The following is a 15768-nucleotide window of genomic DNA, read 5'->3' as shown; positions in this document are numbered from 1 at the left end:
CGGTCTACTGCTTTTCGCACCAGGCGGGGACATCGTCCGCCGGCATCGGTCGCGCGAACAGATAACCTTGGTAGTGGTCGCAGCCGAGGGCGGCGAGGATCTCGAGCTGGCTGGCTTTCTCGACGCCCTCGGCGAGCACCGTGAGACGCAGGTTGCGCGCCATGGCGACGATCGTCGCGGCGATTTCCTGGTCGCCCGGGTCGACGTCGAGATCGCGCACGAAGCTCTGGTCGATCTTCAGCTTGTCCACCGGGAAGCGGCGCAAATAGGCGAGCGAGGAATAGCCGGTGCCGAAATCATCGACCGCGACCCGCACACCGAGCGCTTTGAGCTCCTCGAGCACGACGAGCGAGCGTTCGACGTTCTTCATCAGCAGGCTCTCGGTCAGTTCGAGCTCAAGGCAGTCGGTCTTGAGCCCCGTGGCAGCGAGGGTGTTGCGGATCAGTTCGACGAGCCCCGGATCTTCGAACTGCCGCGCCGAGAGATTCACGGCCAGGAGCCCGAACGGCAGCCCTTCGCGTTGCCAGGCGGCCATCTGCCGGCAGGCGGTCTCGATCACCCAGCGGCCGATCGGCAGGATCAGCCCGGTTTCCTCGGCCAGGGGAATGAAGCGCGCCGGGGAGATTGTTTCATCGCCGGGCGGCTGCCAACGGATCAAGGCCTCGACACCGAACGGCTTGCCGCTGCGATCGACCAGCGGCTGGTAATGCAGCGCGAACTCTTCGCGCTCGAGCGCCTGGCGCAGCCGGGTTTCCAGCGTCAGCCGCTCGCGCGCCGCGCGGGTCAAGGCCTCGGTATGGAAGCGGTAGGTGTTGCGCCCTTCCTGCTTGGCGAGATAAAGCGCCGCGTCGGCGTGCTGGATCAGCTCGGTGGCATCCCGAGCGTCGTCGGGATAGAGACTGATGCCGATCGAGACGCCGATGAACACCGGGGTTTGCTCGATCGTGAACGGTTCGGTCAGTTGCTCGATCAGACTGCGGGCGACGATGCCGGCCTGCTCCGGTGTGTCCACGCCTTCGAGCAGCGCGATGAATTCGTCACCACCGACACGGGCGAGCAGATCCTCTTCGCGCAGTCGGCTGCGCAGCCGCTTGGCCACCTCGACGAGCAGCGCATCGCCGACCGGGTGGCCGAGGCTGTCGTTGACGTCCTTGAAGCGGTCGAGATCGAGGAACAGCACGGCGAGGCGCTGCGGGCTGCGGTGCGCGTGTTCCAGCGCGGCGGCCAGGCGCACCTGCATCATCAGGCGGTTCGGCAGATCGGTGAGGATGTCGTGATGGGCGAGATGATCGAGTTTCTGCTCGATCGACTTCAGATGCGACAGATCGGTGAGTACGCCGACATAATTGGTCGGCTGGCCGCGTTCGTCATACACGGTGCTGATGCTGAGCCATTCGGCATAGATCTCGCCGTTCTTGCGCCGGTTCCAGATTTCACCCTGCCAGTGACCGACCTTTCGCAGCGTCGCCCACAGGGTCTGATAAAAGGCCCGGTCGTGGCGGCCCGACTTGAGCAGGCGCGGATTCTGGCCGAACGCTTCGGCTTCCGTATAGCCGGTGATCTCAGACCAGGCGCGATTGACGGCGAGGATGCGCGGCGCCAGATCGGTGATGACGATGCCGTCGCGTGTCGACGCGAAAACCGCCGCAGCCTGACGCAGACGTTCGTTGACGCGCACCTTGCTGACTGCCAATGCCGCCAGCCGCGCGAATTCCTCGATCAGCGCCAGATCCTCGGGGCGCGGCGCGCGCGGCGCGGCGTAATAGCAGCCGACGGTGCCGAGCACCTTGCCGGCCTCGTCGAAGAACGGCACCGACCAGCAGGCGCGGATGTCCGCTCGGTGGGCGATGTCGAGGTAAGGCGCCCAGTAGGGATGGGTGTCGATGTCTTCGACGATGACGTTTTTGCCCAGCGCCGCGGCGCTGCCGCAGGAACCGTGCCCTTCGGCGATCTCCAGACCGTCGACCGCGGCATTGTAGAAATCCGGCAGGCTCGGCCCGGCGCGCGTGTAGAGTCGCCCATCGTGCGGGTCGACGACCAGGATCGAGACACGCAGATCGTCCTGGATCGCTTCGAGGCGGCGGGCGATGCCGTCGAGGATCTCGGCGAGCGGCCGCTCGCCGATCAGCGCATCGAGCGTGCCGCGCCGCGCTTCGTCGATCTGCTGCCGGCGTTTGGTTTCGCTGATGTCGGACCAGGCGCCGACGATCTCCTGCGGCTGGCCATCCCTGTCGCGGACGAGCCGCAGGCTGTCGCGTAGCCAGCGGTAATGGCCATCCGCGGCTCGGAAGCGGTATTCATGCTCGAGCCGGCCCTGTTCGATGAGCTGCGTTTGCATGGCGAGCACTGTTGCGCGGTCGTCGGGATGCAGATTCGCTTCCCACCAGCCGGGCGCCAATGCATCTTCGCGGGTGTGGCCGAACAGCCGTTCGATATTGTCCGAAACCCAGACGGCAGTCGCCGTGCCGTCTCGCCAGCGCAGACTGTAGAGCACGACTGGGCTCGCTTCGATGAAGTGCGCCAGCCGCTCGCTGGTCTCGGCCAGCCGCTGGCGTTCGCGCTCCAGCCGCGCCTGGCGATCCACCTTCTCGATCACCGCGGCGATTTCGTAGAGATAGCCTTCGTGCTTCGACAGATAGTCGTCGATACCCAGATGCAGCGCCTGAGCGGCGACCTCTTCGCTGCCGTGGCCGGTGATCAGCACGATCGGGATGTCCAGCCGCCGCTCGTCGCGCACGATCTTGGCCAGTTCCAGTCCGTCGAGCCCCGGCAGCCGGTAATCGACCAGCAGGACCTGCCACGGCCAGGGCGCATCCGGGCCGGCAGGCAGCCGGGCGAGTGCCGCCGTGGCATCCGGCACGTTGTCGATGCGGATGTGCGGAGCATGCCCGGCGAGGTGACGGCGCAGCAGATCGACGTCGAAGGCATTGTGTTCGACATAGAGCACGTCGAGGGGCTGGCTGCGCCGTTCGGCATTGACGAGGAAGCGGCTGCGCGCGGCGAGCAGGGTTTGCGGCAGGCGGTCGAGATAATCGGCGCGTTTGACCAGATAGTCGTCGGCGCCGGCCTTCAATGCGGCGATCGCCGCGTTCTGGTCGCCGGAGCCGGTGAGCACGACCACGGCCAGCGGCAGCCGGCGGGCGCGCACTTCGGTCAAGGCCTCGAGCCCGGAACCATCGGGCAGTTGCAGGTCGGTGAGCAGCAGATCGAAACCCGCATCGAGCCTCGCTAACCCTTCGGCGAGCGTCGGCGCGATCTCGAGCGCGATCTCCGGCGCATGACGGGCCAGATGGCGCCGGGCGAGATCGGCATCGGCAGCGGAATCTTCGATGTAGAGAACCTTCATGGGCGCGGGAACGGCGATTCGTTATAGACGCACCAGTAGAGTTCGATCTGCGCCGCGACTTCCATGAACTTCGTGAAATCGACCGGCTTGACGATGTAGGAATTGGCGCCCAGATCATAGGCCGTGGTGATGTCGCGGTCGTCCTTCGAAGTGGTCAGCACCACCACCGGGATGCGCGCGAGCGGCGGTTCGCGCTTGAGCGCGGCGAGCACCTCGAGGCCATGCACCTTGGGCAGGTTCAGATCGAGCAGGATCACCGCCGGCTTTTCCTCACCGGCGAGCCAGCGCGGCAGCCAGGCCAGCGCTTCCTCGCCGTCGCGCGCCACCTCAATGCGATTGACGAGCTTGCGGCGCGAAAAAGCGCGCAGGGTGAGATCGAGATCGACCGGGTTGTCCTCGACCAGGAAAATCGGCGGCGGTGTCATGAGTAGGCCTCCTCACTGTGCTCGCGACGAATTTTTTTCACAAGCTCTTATGCTTATCCATTATTCCACTCTTTTCGGCAGGCGGCGTTGCGGTCAACCACGATGCCCGCCGGTCTGCGCACATGATCCCGGATACGCGCATAATTGCGCTGGAAGGATTGTCAGGGAGACGAAGGATGAATCTTCCCCAGCCGAAATGGCGCCTCGATGAGTATCTCGACTGGGAGGCCAAGCAGCCCGAGCGCAACTTCTACTATCGCGGCGAAGTCTTCGCGATGGTCGGCGTTCGTCAGGCGCATGCGCATGTGGCGGGCAATATTTACTCTGCCTGCAAAGCCGCGCTGCGCGGCACACCCTGCCGCGCCTTCGTCGCCGACATGAAGCTGCGCATCGACGCGGCCGACGCGGTGTTCTATCCGGACGTGATGGTGAGCTGCGATGCGCGCGACCGCGCCACGCCGCTGTGGCTGGCTCATCCGAAGCTGGTCATCGAAGTGCTGTCGGATTCGACCGCGGCCTTCGACCGCGGCGCGAAGTTCGCCGCCTGCCGGCTGATCGACACGCTGGAGGAATATGCGCTGATCGACATCGATGTGCGGCGCACCGAGGTTTTCCGGCGCAATGCCGAGGGACGTTGGGTGCTCTACGAATTCAGCGGCGAAGAGCGGGTCGAGTTCCAGAGCATCGGCGTGACGATCGATGCGGCGACGCTCTATGAGAACGTCGACGAGGAACTCTGACGCGCGACCACGGTGTGCCCACGGGTATTTGACGCCACCGCTAAGATGTTGGAGACTGCGCCGCTCCTTCCGCGACGTTTCGTTTCCAGATGACTCCCAGACATTTGCGCATCATCACGCCCGAACTCGAACGGCTGCCCACCGAACCCTATTACCAACCCGTCGGCGACGAGATCGCGATCTTCCAGGCCGCGGCGCAAAAGCGCCTGCCGGTGCTCTTGAAAGGCCCGACCGGCTGCGGCAAGACGCGTTTCGTCGAATACATGGCCTGGAAGCTCGGTCGCCCGCTCGTCACCGTGGCCTGTCACGACGATTTGACCACCGCCGATCTGGTCGGCCGCTATCTGATCGTCGGCGACGAGACGGTGTGGCTCGACGGCCCCTTGACCGCCGCGGTGCGCGCCGGCGCGATCTGCTATCTCGACGAGATCGTCGAGGCGAGGAAGGACACCACCGTGGTGATCCATCCGCTCGCCGATTCGCGCCGCGCGCTGGCGGTCGATAAACGGGGTGAGCTGATTCCGGCGCCGCCGGAATTCATGCTGGTGATTTCCTACAACCCGGGCTATCAGAGCGTGCTCAAGGAGATCAAGCCCTCGACGCGCCAGCGCTTCGTCGCGCTCGAATTCGACTATCCGGCCGCCGAGATCGAAGCGCGTATCGTCGCCAGCGAAGGCGGCGTCGATGAGGCGACGGCGCAACGGCTCGTCAAGCTCGGGCAGCTCACCCGCAACCTCAAGGGCGCGGGATTGGACGAGGGCGCCAGCACGCGGCTTTTGGTGCATGCCGCACAGTTGATCGACGCCGGCATGGCGCCCGCCGCCGCCGCGCGGGCGGCCGTGGCGCGGGCGCTCTCCGACGATCCGGACATGACGCAGACTCTCGACGATCTGGTGCGGGCGGTGTTTTGAGCGCAAGAAAGCTGTTCGCCCACGAGCTCGAGGAACTGCTCGACGCCTTTCTGTTCGCTTCGCCGTCGCACCGCTCGATCGAACGGCTCGCGGCGATGCTCGAAGCGCTGCCGCGCCAGCAGCAGGAGTTCGTGCTGCGCGTCGCGCGCGGCGCGGCGAAGACCAATACCGAGCTCGCCTATCTGATCGCCACCTTGGCGCCCGAAATGCTCGGACGCTTCAGCGAAAAGGATTTCGAGGCCTGGGTGATCGCAGGGCTCGACGTGTTCGACAAGCAGGGGTTGCGTCCGGCGATCGAGACTCTGCGCGACGTCGAGGCTTTCCTCGCTGCCCGCGAAGGCCGGCTGCCGGCGAAGTTCGCCGAGGTCGAACCCCGCTTGTCGCGGTTCGTGCTGGGGCTCTCCGGCCGGCCGCTGGCGCTCAAGAGCGGCAGCTATCCGTGGACCGACACCGAGACGATCTTCCTGCCCGAACGCATTGCCCGCTTTGCCAATGCCGAGGACAACCGCCGCGTCTATCAGGGACTCGCGGTACAGCTGTGGGCGCAGACGCGCTATGGCACCTTCGACGTCGATCTGGAGGCGGCGCTATCACAGTGGCCTGAGCGCGAGCAGGCGCTCGCCTGGCTGGCGCATCTCGAAGCGGTGCGGCTGGAAGCCTGCGTCGCACGCGATCTGCCGGGTCTGGGGGCGTTGCTCGCCGAGTTGCGCGAGCCCTGGCCGGAAGCCTTGCATCCGGCGCTTGCCGATCTGCAGGGGGAAAACGCCGACGTGCGCGTCTCGCTCGACTGGTTATCCCGTTTGATGGCGGCGGGTGCCGTTCCGCCAGCGCCGACTTTCATTGCCCGGCTGGAACCGGGGATCGCCTGGCGCGTGCGCAGTGAGCGCATCGCGCGCGACACCGAGACACTGAAAAAAGCGCTCGGCGCCTTGAGGGGTGCGGCGGGCAAGCGCGAGGCGGATGGCCGCGAATTCACGGCCGAGGTGAACACCGCGACGGGTGAGCTGGAAGTGCGCATCGATGGCCAGGCCGTGCAGTTGCCGGAGGCGGCGCGCACGGCGGTGCAGTCGCTCCTGCAGGATCTCGGCCAGGTGCCGCCCGAGGCGCTCTCACCCGCCGGGGAGGCACCGTGGACGCCCGACGATCGGCCGAAAGAGGGCGCGCGGGAAATGGTGAATAGCCGTGAGCCCGATCATCGCTATGACGAGTGGGATTACCATCGCAACGCCTACCGGCGCGGCTGGTGCCATGTCTATGTCAGCGACGTCAAACCCGGTGATGGCGCCTTCGTGCGCGAGACGCGCCAGCGTTATGCGCATTTCATTGCGCAGCTGAAGCGCCGTTTCGAAGCGGTGCGCGGGGAAGATCGCATGCTCGGCCGTCAGGTGGAGGGCGAGGAGATCGACCTCGATGCGCTGATCGAGGCGGTCAATGACCGGAAGAGCGGCGCCGAACCTTCCACACGCCTGTTTTCCCGGCGCGTCAGGAACGAGCGCAGTCTGGCGGCGCTGTTCATGATCGACATGAGCGGCTCGACCAAGGGCTGGGTCAATGACGCCGAGCGCGAAGCGCTGGTGATGCTCTGCGAGGCGCTGGAGAAGCTCGGCGATGCCTATGCGATCTACGGCTTCTCGGGCTGGACGCGCACGCGCTGCGACATCTATCGCATCAAGGATTTCGCCGATCGTTACGACGAGTCAGTGCGCGCGCGCATCGACGGCATCGAAGCCAAGGATTACACGCGTATGGGCGTGGCGATCCGCCATCTGACGCGCCTGCTCGCCGCACAGCCGGCACGCCACAAGCTCCTGGTGACGCTCTCGGATGGCCGCCCCGACGATTTCGGCGACGAATATCGCGGCACCTATGGCATCGAAGACACACGCCGCGCGCTGCAGGAAGCGCGCGAGCAGGGCATCCGGAGTTACTGCATCACCATCGACCGCCAGGGGGCCGACTATCTGAAGCACATGATGGGTCCGGCCGCCTACACGGTGCTCGACGACGTGAAGAAACTGCCGCTCAAGGTCGCCGACATCTACCGCAAGCTGACGGCCTGATCAGGCCGTGCCCCACACCGCATAGAGCGGATCGGAAAATTTCGTCTGCGCGATGTATTTGTCATCGGCCGGGCGCGGTAGACCGCGCAGCGATTCGGTGTGCAAAGCAGTGAAGCCGGCGCGCTGCAGATGGCGCAGCACCCAGGCGACGCGTGCGAAGGGATGCAGCTTCGGCCAGGGCTCGACGGCCTTGGGCGGAAACCAGCGCTCCGAGAAACTCACCACGCAGCGGCCTCCGGGCTTGAGCACGCGACGCGCTTCGCGCAGCACGGCTTCCGGGCGGGCGAGATATTCGATCGACAGCGCGCAGAGTACGAGGTCGAATTCCCGGGCGGCGAAGGGAAGCGTCGGCTTGGCGTTGAGGTCATGGACGATGCTTTCCGTGAGCCTCGGGTTGTGTCCGAGTTCGACGGCGTTCATGCCCAGGCCGACGACGCGCGCCGGCCGGACTTCAGCCGGCAGATGCGAGTCGTGACTGGCCATCAGATCGAGCACGGCCATGCCGTCGCGCACGAAACGGCCGGTGAAGGTGCGCCATTCATTCAGCGCCGTGGCATCGAGGTGATCGACGAGGCGCGGCGGGGCGTAGAAGGCGGCATCGTCCTCGTGCGGCCGCGGGTAGGGTTCGGTGAGCGCTTCGAGGGGCGCGAGCTCTGCCTGCCGGCCGATGCCCTGCTTGAGCGCGGCGAGCACGGCGAGATAACCATCCGCCGGCCCATCATCACGGGCAAGCACGCGTGCTTCGAGTGTGCCGCTGGGGGTGGCGATGGGCCAGCATGCCGTCTCGCCAGCGCCGAGTTTCGCGATTGCCGTAGCGAAACCGGCGGGTAGGTCGGTTTCCAGCGGGTCGACACCGGCGAACCAATGCCGATCCCGATGAACGGCCAAGGCGCTGTGCCACTCCAGCGCCAGTTCGAGACTCAGATTCAGCTGTTGTCCCGCGCGAGATAGCCTTCGATCTCGGTGAACGTCGAGGCGACATCGAAGGTCTGGATGGGGGCGCCGAGCTGGCGGCCGATCTGCGTGGCCGAGAAGATGCCGCGGATGCGCATCCGGCCGGTGAGCGGATCGCGCTCGCCGACCAGCGCATGCTGGCGCTTCAACGCCTGCAGGGTGTCGATCACGTCGCTGACCTTGGCTTTCAGAACGTCGCTGAGCATGATCAGATCGATGTCCTCGCGCGGACACATCAGATCCCTGACCAATAGGTCACCGAACTTGCCGCCGAGTTTCTGCACCATCTGGATCGGCCGCTCGCCAGTGGTGTCGCGCGCGGTGATCACGCCGAGCACCTCGTCGTCGCGATTCACCACCAGCAGCAGGCGCACGCCGCGCGAGATCATCGTTTGGGTCGCCACGGAAAGCGGCACGTCGGGGCCGATCGTCGCCGCGGAGACCTGTTTCAGGTCGGTCATCACGGACATCGCCGGCGAGTCGGCCCGCACGGGCGTGAAGGTGGAGGGCTCGGAAAAGCCGGTGCCCGGCGGGGCCTTCACCGTGGGCAACGGGTGATGGACGGGAGCTTCTTTTTCGATCTTGCTCATGATCTGCTTTCCTCCTTGAGGGTCATGTGCCGGAGCCGGCCGAAGCGCGCATCAGCCGGTCGATGACGGCAGGCCAGGGCGGCCGCTGCACGATGATCAGGTCGGCGCCGGCCGCATCCAGGGTGCGCAGCGTAGCATACAGCGCATGCGCATAGGCGGTGGCATCGGTCGGCGCCACCTGCCAGGCGACGATCAGCGGGTGTTCGATCGGCGCCGGATAAGGGGCGAGCACGGCGATCTTCTCGCCTTTGCCCAGCGCGGTGCGCACCGCGACCGCCACCGTGTCGTCGGGCACCAAGAGGAGCGGCGTGCGCGGTGCGTAATGGGCGAGGTGCGAGCCCGGCGTCTTCACCGAATGGGCATTGCCCTTTTCCGCCGGCATGCGGCCGAGGAAGATGCCGATATCGAAGGCGCTGATCATGCCGGGGCGCAGGATCGTGGTGCGCTCGCTGCTCATGTCGACGATCGTCGATTCGATGCCGACCGCGCACGGCCCGCCATCGAGGATCATGGCCACCGCATCGCCGAGATCGTCGCGGACGTGCTGCGCAGTGGTCGGGCTGATGCGGCCGAATTTGTTGGCCGACGGCGCGGCGATGCCGCCGCCGAAGGCGCGCAGCAGTGCGAGCGCCAGCGGATGGTTCGGCACGCGCAGGCCCACCGTGTCCTGGCCGCCGGTCACACAGTCGGGCACGTCGGGATGACGCTTGAGGATCAATGTCAGCGGGCCGGGCCAGAACTTTTCTGCCACCGCGCGCGCCGCCGGCGAGATCTCGCGCGCCCAGCGATCCAGCTGTGATGCATCCGGAATATGCACGATCAACGGATGGTCGGCGGGCCGGCCCTTGACGGCGAAGATCTTCGCCACCGCGGCGGGATTCATCGCATCGGCGCCGAGGCCATAGACGGTCTCGGTCGGAAAGGCGACCAGCTCGCCGGCCTTGAGCAACTCGACGGCGCGCTGGATGTCCGGGTGCGCTTCAGTCATCGCCGATCCCCATCGCGTGCCGCGCCGCCAGCGCCGACTTTTGCACGACTGCTGCGTCATTGCCGATCACGGTGAAATGCCCCATCTTGCGCCCCGGGCGCGGATGGTGTTTGCCGTAGAGATGCAGTTTGAGATTCGGGATGGCGAGCAGCTGCGACCAGTCCGGCTCCTTGGCGTGATGCGGGTCCTCACGGTACCAGATGTCGCCGAGCAGATTGACCATGACGGCGGCCGAGTGCTGGCGCGGATCGGCGAGCGGCAGGCCGCAGAGCGCGCGCAGCTGTTGCTCGAACTGGTTGGTCACACAGGCATCGAGCGTGTAGTGGCCCGAATTGTGCGGGCGTGGCGCCATTTCGTTGACATAGAGCTGGCCATGGACGACGAAGAATTCGACGCCGAGCGTGCCGACGTAGTCCATCTTTTGCGCGATGCCCTCGGCGATCTCTTCTGCGTTGCCGGCCAGGCAGCCCGAGGTGCGCGCCGGCGCGATCGAGACGTCGAGGATGCCCTTTCTGTGGCGGTTTTCGACGGTCGGGAAACACTTGACGCGCCCCGCCTCGTCGCGCGCGAGCACCACCGAAACTTCATAGTCGAGCTTCAGTTGCTGCTCGAGCACGCACGGCTCGCGGCGGAAGCTCGCCCAGGCGGCGATGGCTTCCTCGCGCGAATCCACGCGCGCCTGGCCCTTGCCGTCGTAGCCGAAACGGGACACTTTCAGGATGCCTGGGAAGAGACCGGCGTTGGCATTCCTGAGATCATCCTCGCTCGTGATGTCGGCGTAAGGCGCATGCGGGAAGCCATGCCGTTTGAGAAAGGCTTTTTCCGCGCTGCGGTTCTGGCAGATGGCCACGGCCTCGGCCGATGGCCGCACGGTGACGAATTTGGCGAGGTAGGCAAGGGTGTCGGCTGGCACGTTCTCGAACTCGGTGGTCACCGCTGCACACTGGCCGGCCAGGCGCTCCAGCGCGTCCGCGTCGTCGTAGGCCGCGGCGATGTGGAGGTCGGCGATCTTGCCCGCGGGGCTAGCCGGGTCGGGATCGAGCACGACGACGCGGTAGCCCATTTCGTGCGCGGCGATCACGAAGAAGCGGCCGAGCTGGCCGCCGCCGAGCATGCCGAGCGTGGCGGGAGGAAGAATCGCGGTCATCGTTACCAGATTTATCCCAGCTTCATCGCCAGCACCTTCTCGCGCAGCTGGGTGCGGAAGGCGGTGAGCTGCTTCGCCAGTTCTTTGCCGACCGTATCGTCCGCCGTGGCGAGAATCGCGATCGCCGTCAGTGCCGCGTTGGCTGCACCGGCCTCGCCGATCGCAAAGGTCGCTACCGGCACGCCCTTGGGCATCTGCACGATGGAGAGCAGCGAGTCGAGGCCGTTGAGGTGCTTCGAGGGCACTGGCACGCCCAAGATAGGAACGATGGTCTTGGCGGCGAGCATACCCGGCAGATGGGCCGCGCCGCCGGCGCCGGCGATGATCGCTTTCAGGCCGCGATCGTAAGCGCTGGCCGCGTAGTCGAAAAGGAGATCTGGGGTGCGATGCGCCGAGACGACCTTCGCCTCGTAAGCGACGCCGAATTCATCCAGCAGCTGCGCTGCGGCTTGCATCACCGGCCAGTCGGAATCCGAACCCATGACGATGCCGACGAGGGGATGGGTCATTTCAATGTCCTTTCCGCCGCTGCTAGGGTATTGGCGAGCAACATGGTGATCGTCATCGGCCCGACGCCGCCGGGCACCGGCGTGATCGCGCCGGCCACTTCCTTGGCCGATGCGAAATCGACGTCGCCACACAGCTTCCCGTCCGGCAGGCGGTTGATGCCGACGTCGATCACCGTCGCGCCCGGCTTGATCATCTCGCCGCTGATCATCTTCGCGCGGCCCACCGCGGCGACGAGGATGTCGGCGCGCTTGGTGTGAAAAGTCAGGTCCTGGGTGCGCGAATGGCAGATGGTCACGGTGCTGTCTCGTTGCAGCAGCAGCATCGCCATCGGCTTGCCGACGATGTTGGAGCGGCCGACGATCACCGCCTCGGCGCCCTTCAGGGGCACGTTCGCGGACTCGAGCATCTTCATCACGCCATAGGGCGTGCAGGGGATGAAGCGCGGCGTGCCCTGCATCAGCGCGCCGACGTTCTCGGCATGAAAGCCGTCGACGTCCTTCTCGGGCAAGATCGCTTCGAGCACCGCGTCGGTGTCGAAGTGCTTGGGCAGCGGCAGCTGGACGAGGATGCCATGCACCGTCGGATCGGCGTTCAACTCGGCGATCTTGCCGAGCACCACCGCCGGTTCGACGTTGGCCGGGTAGGTCTCGCGGATCGAGCGAAAGCCGGCCTTCTCGCAGGCGGCGACCTTGTTGCGGACATACACCTGGGAAGCCGGATCCTCGCCAACGAGGATCACGGCGAGACAGGGCGTGATCCCCTGGGTGGCTTTGAGTGCCGCGGCCTTCTCGGCCAATTCGGCGCGCACGGCTTGTGCCAGTGCATTGCCGTCGATGATTTTGGCGGTCATGTCATTCCTTTGTCGAGTTGTCGTTCAACCCAGGCAATCGTAGCCGAAACCATGCGTCTTGCCCATGTGCGATCCAATGGGAAGTTCTCTTCGCCTGCTGCGTCGTCGTAACGGAGAGCGACGCCAAAAGGGACGAGACGTGGCAGCTCGTCTGCCTCGGGTGGCACTGGCAATGTATTTTGCCGTAGCAGTTCGATGAGCATCGCGATGTTGTGAGTGCGCGGGTATTCGATCTCGCGGCTGGCGAGCATGGCTTTCATCGCTTTTTCCACAGCCTGTTCGGCATGGAAACCGATCACCCAGTCGGGGGCAGCAGGGTCGTCGCACAGCCGAACGACGACGTAGGCATCATCGCGGGCCTTGTCGAGTAACAGTCGCGCAAAGTCAATGCTCGATTCCATAGGCGATGCCTCGCCTCGCGACATGCCATGCGAGTGTGTTGGGAATCCTTCGCTGCTTGTCGAAGGTGGCCGCATCCTGAACCACGACATCGGCGGCGATCAGCTGGCGGCCGAGCAATGCCGCGAGACGGGCCGCTTCCTCGCTGCGATTGGCGACCTCGGGTTCGATGACGAACAGATCGAGGTCGCTGTCGGCACGCGCGCGGTTCTCGGCTGCCGAGCCGAACAAGATCACCTTGCTGCCGACGGGCAATGCGGTGGCAAGGCAATCGATCGCCCGTTGCAAATCCGTCGTCACGCAATCGCCTCTGCTTTCTGGTGAGCGGCGGCCTTTTCCGCCGCCCGGCCGGCCTCGAAGGCCCTCTGGTTGAGTTCGACCATCTGCGGTTTTCTGGCACGGAAGCGCTTGACGATCGCTTCCAGCAACACCTCGGCCGGGAAGGGCAGATGATCGGCCATTGCGCCGAGCATCACCGTGTTGCCGAGCCGCACATCGCCCAGTTCCAGCGCGATCTTCATCGCATCGAAGGCATGCACGCGGTAACCCTTGGCGCGAATCTCGGCGATCGGATCGGCCGGATACTCGTAGAGGCCGATGTCGACCACCGGCGGCACGATGTGTGCGGTGTTGAGGAGCACCAGGCCGCCGGGTTTGAGATAGTGGCACCAGCGCAAGCCCTCGGCGGCTTCGAAGGCGACCAAGAGATCGGCCGTGCCCGGCATGATCTGCGGCGAGAGCACCTTGGGGCCGAACCTAAGATGCGAGGAGACCACCCCGCCGCGCTGCGCCATGCCGGCGACTTCGGTTTTCTTGACATCGTGGCCAAGCGCGATCGCGGCCTCGGCGAGGATCTCCGTGGCGGTCATGACGCCCTGGCCGCCGATGCCGACGACGAGGATGTTGGTGACATTGCTTTCAGGCATGGTGGCTTCTCAATGCTTGACGAGGCGAATGGGTTTGCTCGGATCGGCCGGGACGATCGCGTCCGGTGCGCAAGGCTGCACGCACAGACCACAGCCGGTGCACACCGAGGTTTCGATGCGGACGAACTGCAGCTCGACTTCCTTGCCGGAGGGTTTGACGACCTTTTCGCGGCGCACGACATGGATCGCCGGGCAGCCGACCTCGACGCAGTTGCCGCAACCGGTGCATTTCTCGTCGATCACCTCGTAGGGCTTTTGCTTCTTGTAGTCGTCGATCAGCACGCAGGGCTGGTTCGTGATGATCACCGACACCTCGGGGATCTTGATCTCTTCGCGGATGGTCTTGAACAGCACCGGCAGCTGATAGGGGTCGACGACGTGGATGCGTTCCTTCTTGACGCCGAGCGCCTCGACCAGTTTGGCGAAATCGACACGCGGCGCGGGCTCGCCATGGATGTCGCGGCCGCTGCCCGGATCGGGTTGGCCACCGGTCATGCCGACGGCGCGGTTGTCGAGCAAGAGCACCGTGACGTTGCCGCGGTTGTAGACGATGTCGAGCAGGCCCTGCATGCCCATGTGCAGGAAGGTCGAATCGCCGATCACGGCCAGGATCCGCTTGTCCTTGTCGGCCTCGCCACGGCCCTTGTCGAGGCCGAGTGCGATGCCCATCGAGGCGCCCATCGAGATCGTCGTGTCGAGCGCGTTCCAGGGATGTCCCGCGCCGAGCGTGTAGCAGCCGATGTCGCCGGAGATGGTGATGTTCTTGATCTGCGAGAGCGTGTAATAGACGCCCAGATGCGGACAGGCGACGCACATCGTCGGCGGGCGCGGAAACACCGGTGCCGGCTTGGCGAGATTTTCCGGCGCCGGCTCACCGAGGAGCTTGGCGATCGCCGGCTTGAGCACATTGGGCGCCAGTTCGCCCTGCTTGGGCAGGATGTCCTTGCCGTGGCAGTGAATGCCGGCGGCCTTGAGTTCGGTCTCGACCAGCGGTTCGACTTCCTCGACGACGACGAGATTATCGACCGTCTTTGCAAAGGCGCGAATCTTCTCGACCGGCACCGGGCAGGAAAAGCCGAGTTTCAGCACCGGCGCATCCGGGAAGCTTTCCTTGACGTGCATCCAGGCCGGGCCGGAGGCGACGAAACCGACACGGCGATCGCGTCCGCCATCCACGACATTGAGTGGGCTGGCCTCGGCTGCGGCGCGCAAGGCCTGGTCGCGCTCGAACATGAGCGGAATGCGCTTGCCCGCGCCGGCAGGCGTCATCACCCAGCGTGCCGGATTCTTCTGGAAGCCGCCGGTATTCGGGTGGGCGACACGCTCGCCCACCACGACCAGCCCCTTGACGTGATTGATGCGCGTGGTCATGCGCAGGATCACCGGCACCTGGTGCTTTTCCGAAAAGTCGAAGGCGAGCTTCGTCATCTCATACGCTTCCTGCGAGTCGGACGGCTCGAACACCGGCACATGCGCAAAGCGTCCCCAAAAGCGCGAATCCTGCTCGTTCTGCGACGAGGAGAGCCCCACGTCGTCGGCGATGGCGATCACCAGCCCGCCGATCACGCCGGTCAGCGTCAATGTCATCAAGGCATCCGAGGCGACGTTCATGCCGACGTGTTTCATCGCGCAAAACGCCCGGCTGCCGGCAAACGCGGCGCCGATGGCGACTTCGAGCGACACCTTTTCATTGACCGACCATTCGGAATAAATCTCGGGGTAGGTCGAAATCACTTCCAGCATTTCGGTGGAAGGCGTGCCGGGATAGGCGGCGGCGACCTTGCAGCCGGATTCCCAGACGGCGCGGGCAACGGCCTCGTTGCCGGAGAGGAACAGCCGGTTCTCTGAAATGGTCGGGCTCGGGGCGGGCATGACTGAAGCCATAGAAGTCTCGTCTTCGAATTGAGAAATGGAAAGCCCGC

15 protein-coding genes are annotated in these 15768 nt (G+C 65.3%); 3 read left to right on the top strand and 12 right to left on the bottom strand.

Translation table 11 applies throughout. The features are described from left to right. Positions 1 to 4: 4 nt before the first annotated feature. Together M52SOB_RS10965 and M52SOB_RS10960 are read right to left on the bottom strand one after the other, a co-directional pair. Positions 5 to 3346: an EAL domain-containing protein gene (locus tag M52SOB_RS10965; protein WP_131111844.1), complete on the bottom strand. Its 3342-nt coding sequence runs from the start codon at positions 3344 to 3346 to the stop codon at positions 5 to 7. Beyond that, positions 3343 to 3771 carry a response regulator gene (locus M52SOB_RS10960; RefSeq protein WP_131111843.1) on the bottom strand — a complete coding sequence of 143 codons (429 nt, stop codon included), beginning with the start codon at positions 3769 to 3771 and terminating at the stop codon, positions 3343 to 3345. Before M52SOB_RS10960 ends, M52SOB_RS10965 begins: the two co-directional genes overlap by 4 nt. A 176-nt stretch (positions 3772 to 3947) precedes the next feature. Here M52SOB_RS10960 and M52SOB_RS10955 point away from each other — a divergent pair, with 176 nt between their 5' ends. From M52SOB_RS10955 to M52SOB_RS10945, 3 genes are all read left to right on the top strand, one after another. Beyond that, positions 3948 to 4511: a Uma2 family endonuclease gene (locus M52SOB_RS10955; protein WP_131111842.1), complete on the top strand. Its 564-nt coding sequence runs from the start codon at positions 3948 to 3950 to the stop codon at positions 4509 to 4511. Positions 4512 to 4600: 89 nt separating this feature from the next. Continuing rightward, on the top strand, positions 4601 to 5422 hold the full coding sequence (locus M52SOB_RS10950) for a CbbQ/NirQ/NorQ/GpvN family protein (RefSeq protein WP_131111841.1): 822 nt from the start codon (positions 4601 to 4603) through the stop codon (positions 5420 to 5422). Next, positions 5419 to 7482 carry a nitric oxide reductase activation protein NorD gene (locus M52SOB_RS10945; protein ID WP_131111840.1) on the top strand — a complete coding sequence of 688 codons (2064 nt, stop codon included), beginning with the start codon at positions 5419 to 5421 and terminating at the stop codon, positions 7480 to 7482. Before M52SOB_RS10950 ends, M52SOB_RS10945 begins: the two co-directional genes overlap by 4 nt. Here the strand turns inward: M52SOB_RS10945 and M52SOB_RS10940 are convergent, their stop codons facing one another. The 10 genes from M52SOB_RS10940 to M52SOB_RS10895 are packed head-to-tail and all read right to left on the bottom strand — an operon-like array spanning position 7483 to position 15718. Next, a complete protein-coding gene (locus tag M52SOB_RS10940; RefSeq protein ID WP_131111839.1) occupies positions 7483 to 8370 on the bottom strand; it encodes a class I SAM-dependent methyltransferase in 888 nt (295 codons plus the stop codon). Between the two features lie 38 nt (positions 8371 to 8408). Next, a complete protein-coding gene (locus tag M52SOB_RS10935) occupies positions 8409 to 9026 on the bottom strand; it encodes a CBS domain-containing protein (RefSeq protein WP_284155084.1) in 618 nt (205 codons plus the stop codon). A gap of 22 nt (positions 9027 to 9048) precedes the next feature. After that, entirely contained in the window at positions 9049 to 10014 is a 966-nt protein-coding gene (locus M52SOB_RS10930) for an L-threonylcarbamoyladenylate synthase (RefSeq protein ID WP_131111838.1), read from the bottom strand. After that, positions 10007 to 11161: a 5-(carboxyamino)imidazole ribonucleotide synthase gene (locus M52SOB_RS10925; RefSeq protein WP_131111837.1), complete on the bottom strand. Its 1155-nt coding sequence runs from the start codon at positions 11159 to 11161 to the stop codon at positions 10007 to 10009. Before M52SOB_RS10925 ends, M52SOB_RS10930 begins: the two co-directional genes overlap by 8 nt. A gap of 11 nt (positions 11162 to 11172) precedes the next feature. Then, a complete protein-coding gene (gene purE / locus M52SOB_RS10920) occupies positions 11173 to 11670 on the bottom strand; it encodes a 5-(carboxyamino)imidazole ribonucleotide mutase (RefSeq protein ID WP_131111836.1) in 498 nt (165 codons plus the stop codon). Then, positions 11667 to 12521: a bifunctional methylenetetrahydrofolate dehydrogenase/methenyltetrahydrofolate cyclohydrolase FolD gene (gene folD / locus M52SOB_RS10915; protein ID WP_131111835.1), complete on the bottom strand. Its 855-nt coding sequence runs from the start codon at positions 12519 to 12521 to the stop codon at positions 11667 to 11669. The genes purE and folD overlap by 4 nt, the downstream gene beginning before the upstream one ends. Further along, the gene (locus M52SOB_RS10910) at positions 12518 to 12922 is read right to left on the bottom strand and encodes a HEPN domain-containing protein (RefSeq protein WP_172601821.1); all 405 of its coding nucleotides are present in this window, start codon (positions 12920 to 12922) and stop codon (positions 12518 to 12520) included. Before M52SOB_RS10910 ends, folD begins: the two co-directional genes overlap by 4 nt. Continuing rightward, complete coding sequence (locus M52SOB_RS10905; protein ID WP_131111833.1) at positions 12906 to 13220, bottom strand: nucleotidyltransferase domain-containing protein; 315 nt, start codon at positions 13218 to 13220, stop codon at positions 12906 to 12908. Before M52SOB_RS10905 ends, M52SOB_RS10910 begins: the two co-directional genes overlap by 17 nt. Next, positions 13217 to 13846 carry an indolepyruvate oxidoreductase subunit beta gene (locus tag M52SOB_RS10900; RefSeq protein WP_131111832.1) on the bottom strand — a complete coding sequence of 210 codons (630 nt, stop codon included), beginning with the start codon at positions 13844 to 13846 and terminating at the stop codon, positions 13217 to 13219. Before M52SOB_RS10900 ends, M52SOB_RS10905 begins: the two co-directional genes overlap by 4 nt. A gap of 9 nt (positions 13847 to 13855) precedes the next feature. Then, positions 13856 to 15718 carry a thiamine pyrophosphate-dependent enzyme gene (locus tag M52SOB_RS10895; protein WP_284155083.1) on the bottom strand — a complete coding sequence of 621 codons (1863 nt, stop codon included), beginning with the start codon at positions 15716 to 15718 and terminating at the stop codon, positions 13856 to 13858. Between the last annotated feature and the right edge of the window lie 50 nt (positions 15719 to 15768).

It is taken from the genome of Sulfuricystis thermophila, assembly GCF_004323595.1.
Lineage (GTDB): Bacteria > Pseudomonadota > Gammaproteobacteria > Burkholderiales > Rhodocyclaceae > Sulfuricystis > Sulfuricystis thermophila.
The sequence above is the reverse complement of the archived record's forward strand: the minus strand, read 5'-3'. Positions and strand labels throughout refer to the sequence as shown.

Bases quoted from the DNA above. Each gene is read 5' to 3' on its own strand.
- M52SOB_RS10930 (WP_131111838.1), bottom strand. From the start codon at position 10,014: ATGACTGAAGCGCACCCGGACATCCAGCGCGCCGTCGAGTTGCTCAAG.
- M52SOB_RS10935 (WP_284155084.1), bottom strand. From the start codon at position 9,026: ATGAGCAAGATCGAAAAAGAAGCTCCCGTCCATCACCCGTTGCCCACG.
- folD (WP_131111835.1), bottom strand. From the start codon at position 12,521: ATGACCGCCAAAATCATCGACGGCAATGCACTGGCACAAGCCGTGCGC.
- M52SOB_RS10910 (WP_172601821.1), bottom strand. From the start codon at position 12,922: ATGGAATCGAGCATTGACTTTGCGCGACTGTTACTCGACAAGGCCCGC.
- M52SOB_RS10950 (WP_131111841.1), top strand. From the start codon at position 4,601: ATGACTCCCAGACATTTGCGCATCATCACGCCCGAACTCGAACGGCTG.
- M52SOB_RS10900 (WP_131111832.1), bottom strand. From the start codon at position 13,846: ATGCCTGAAAGCAATGTCACCAACATCCTCGTCGTCGGCATCGGCGGC.
- M52SOB_RS10955 (WP_131111842.1), top strand. From the start codon at position 3,948: ATGAATCTTCCCCAGCCGAAATGGCGCCTCGATGAGTATCTCGACTGG.
- M52SOB_RS10895 (WP_284155083.1), bottom strand. From the start codon at position 15,718: ATGCCCGCCCCGAGCCCGACCATTTCAGAGAACCGGCTGTTCCTCTCC.
- M52SOB_RS10925 (WP_131111837.1), bottom strand. From the start codon at position 11,161: ATGACCGCGATTCTTCCTCCCGCCACGCTCGGCATGCTCGGCGGCGGC.
- purE (WP_131111836.1), bottom strand. From the start codon at position 11,670: ATGACCCATCCCCTCGTCGGCATCGTCATGGGTTCGGATTCCGACTGG.
- M52SOB_RS10960 (WP_131111843.1), bottom strand. From the start codon at position 3,771: ATGACACCGCCGCCGATTTTCCTGGTCGAGGACAACCCGGTCGATCTC.
- M52SOB_RS10965 (WP_131111844.1), bottom strand. From the start codon at position 3,346: ATGAAGGTTCTCTACATCGAAGATTCCGCTGCCGATGCCGATCTCGCC.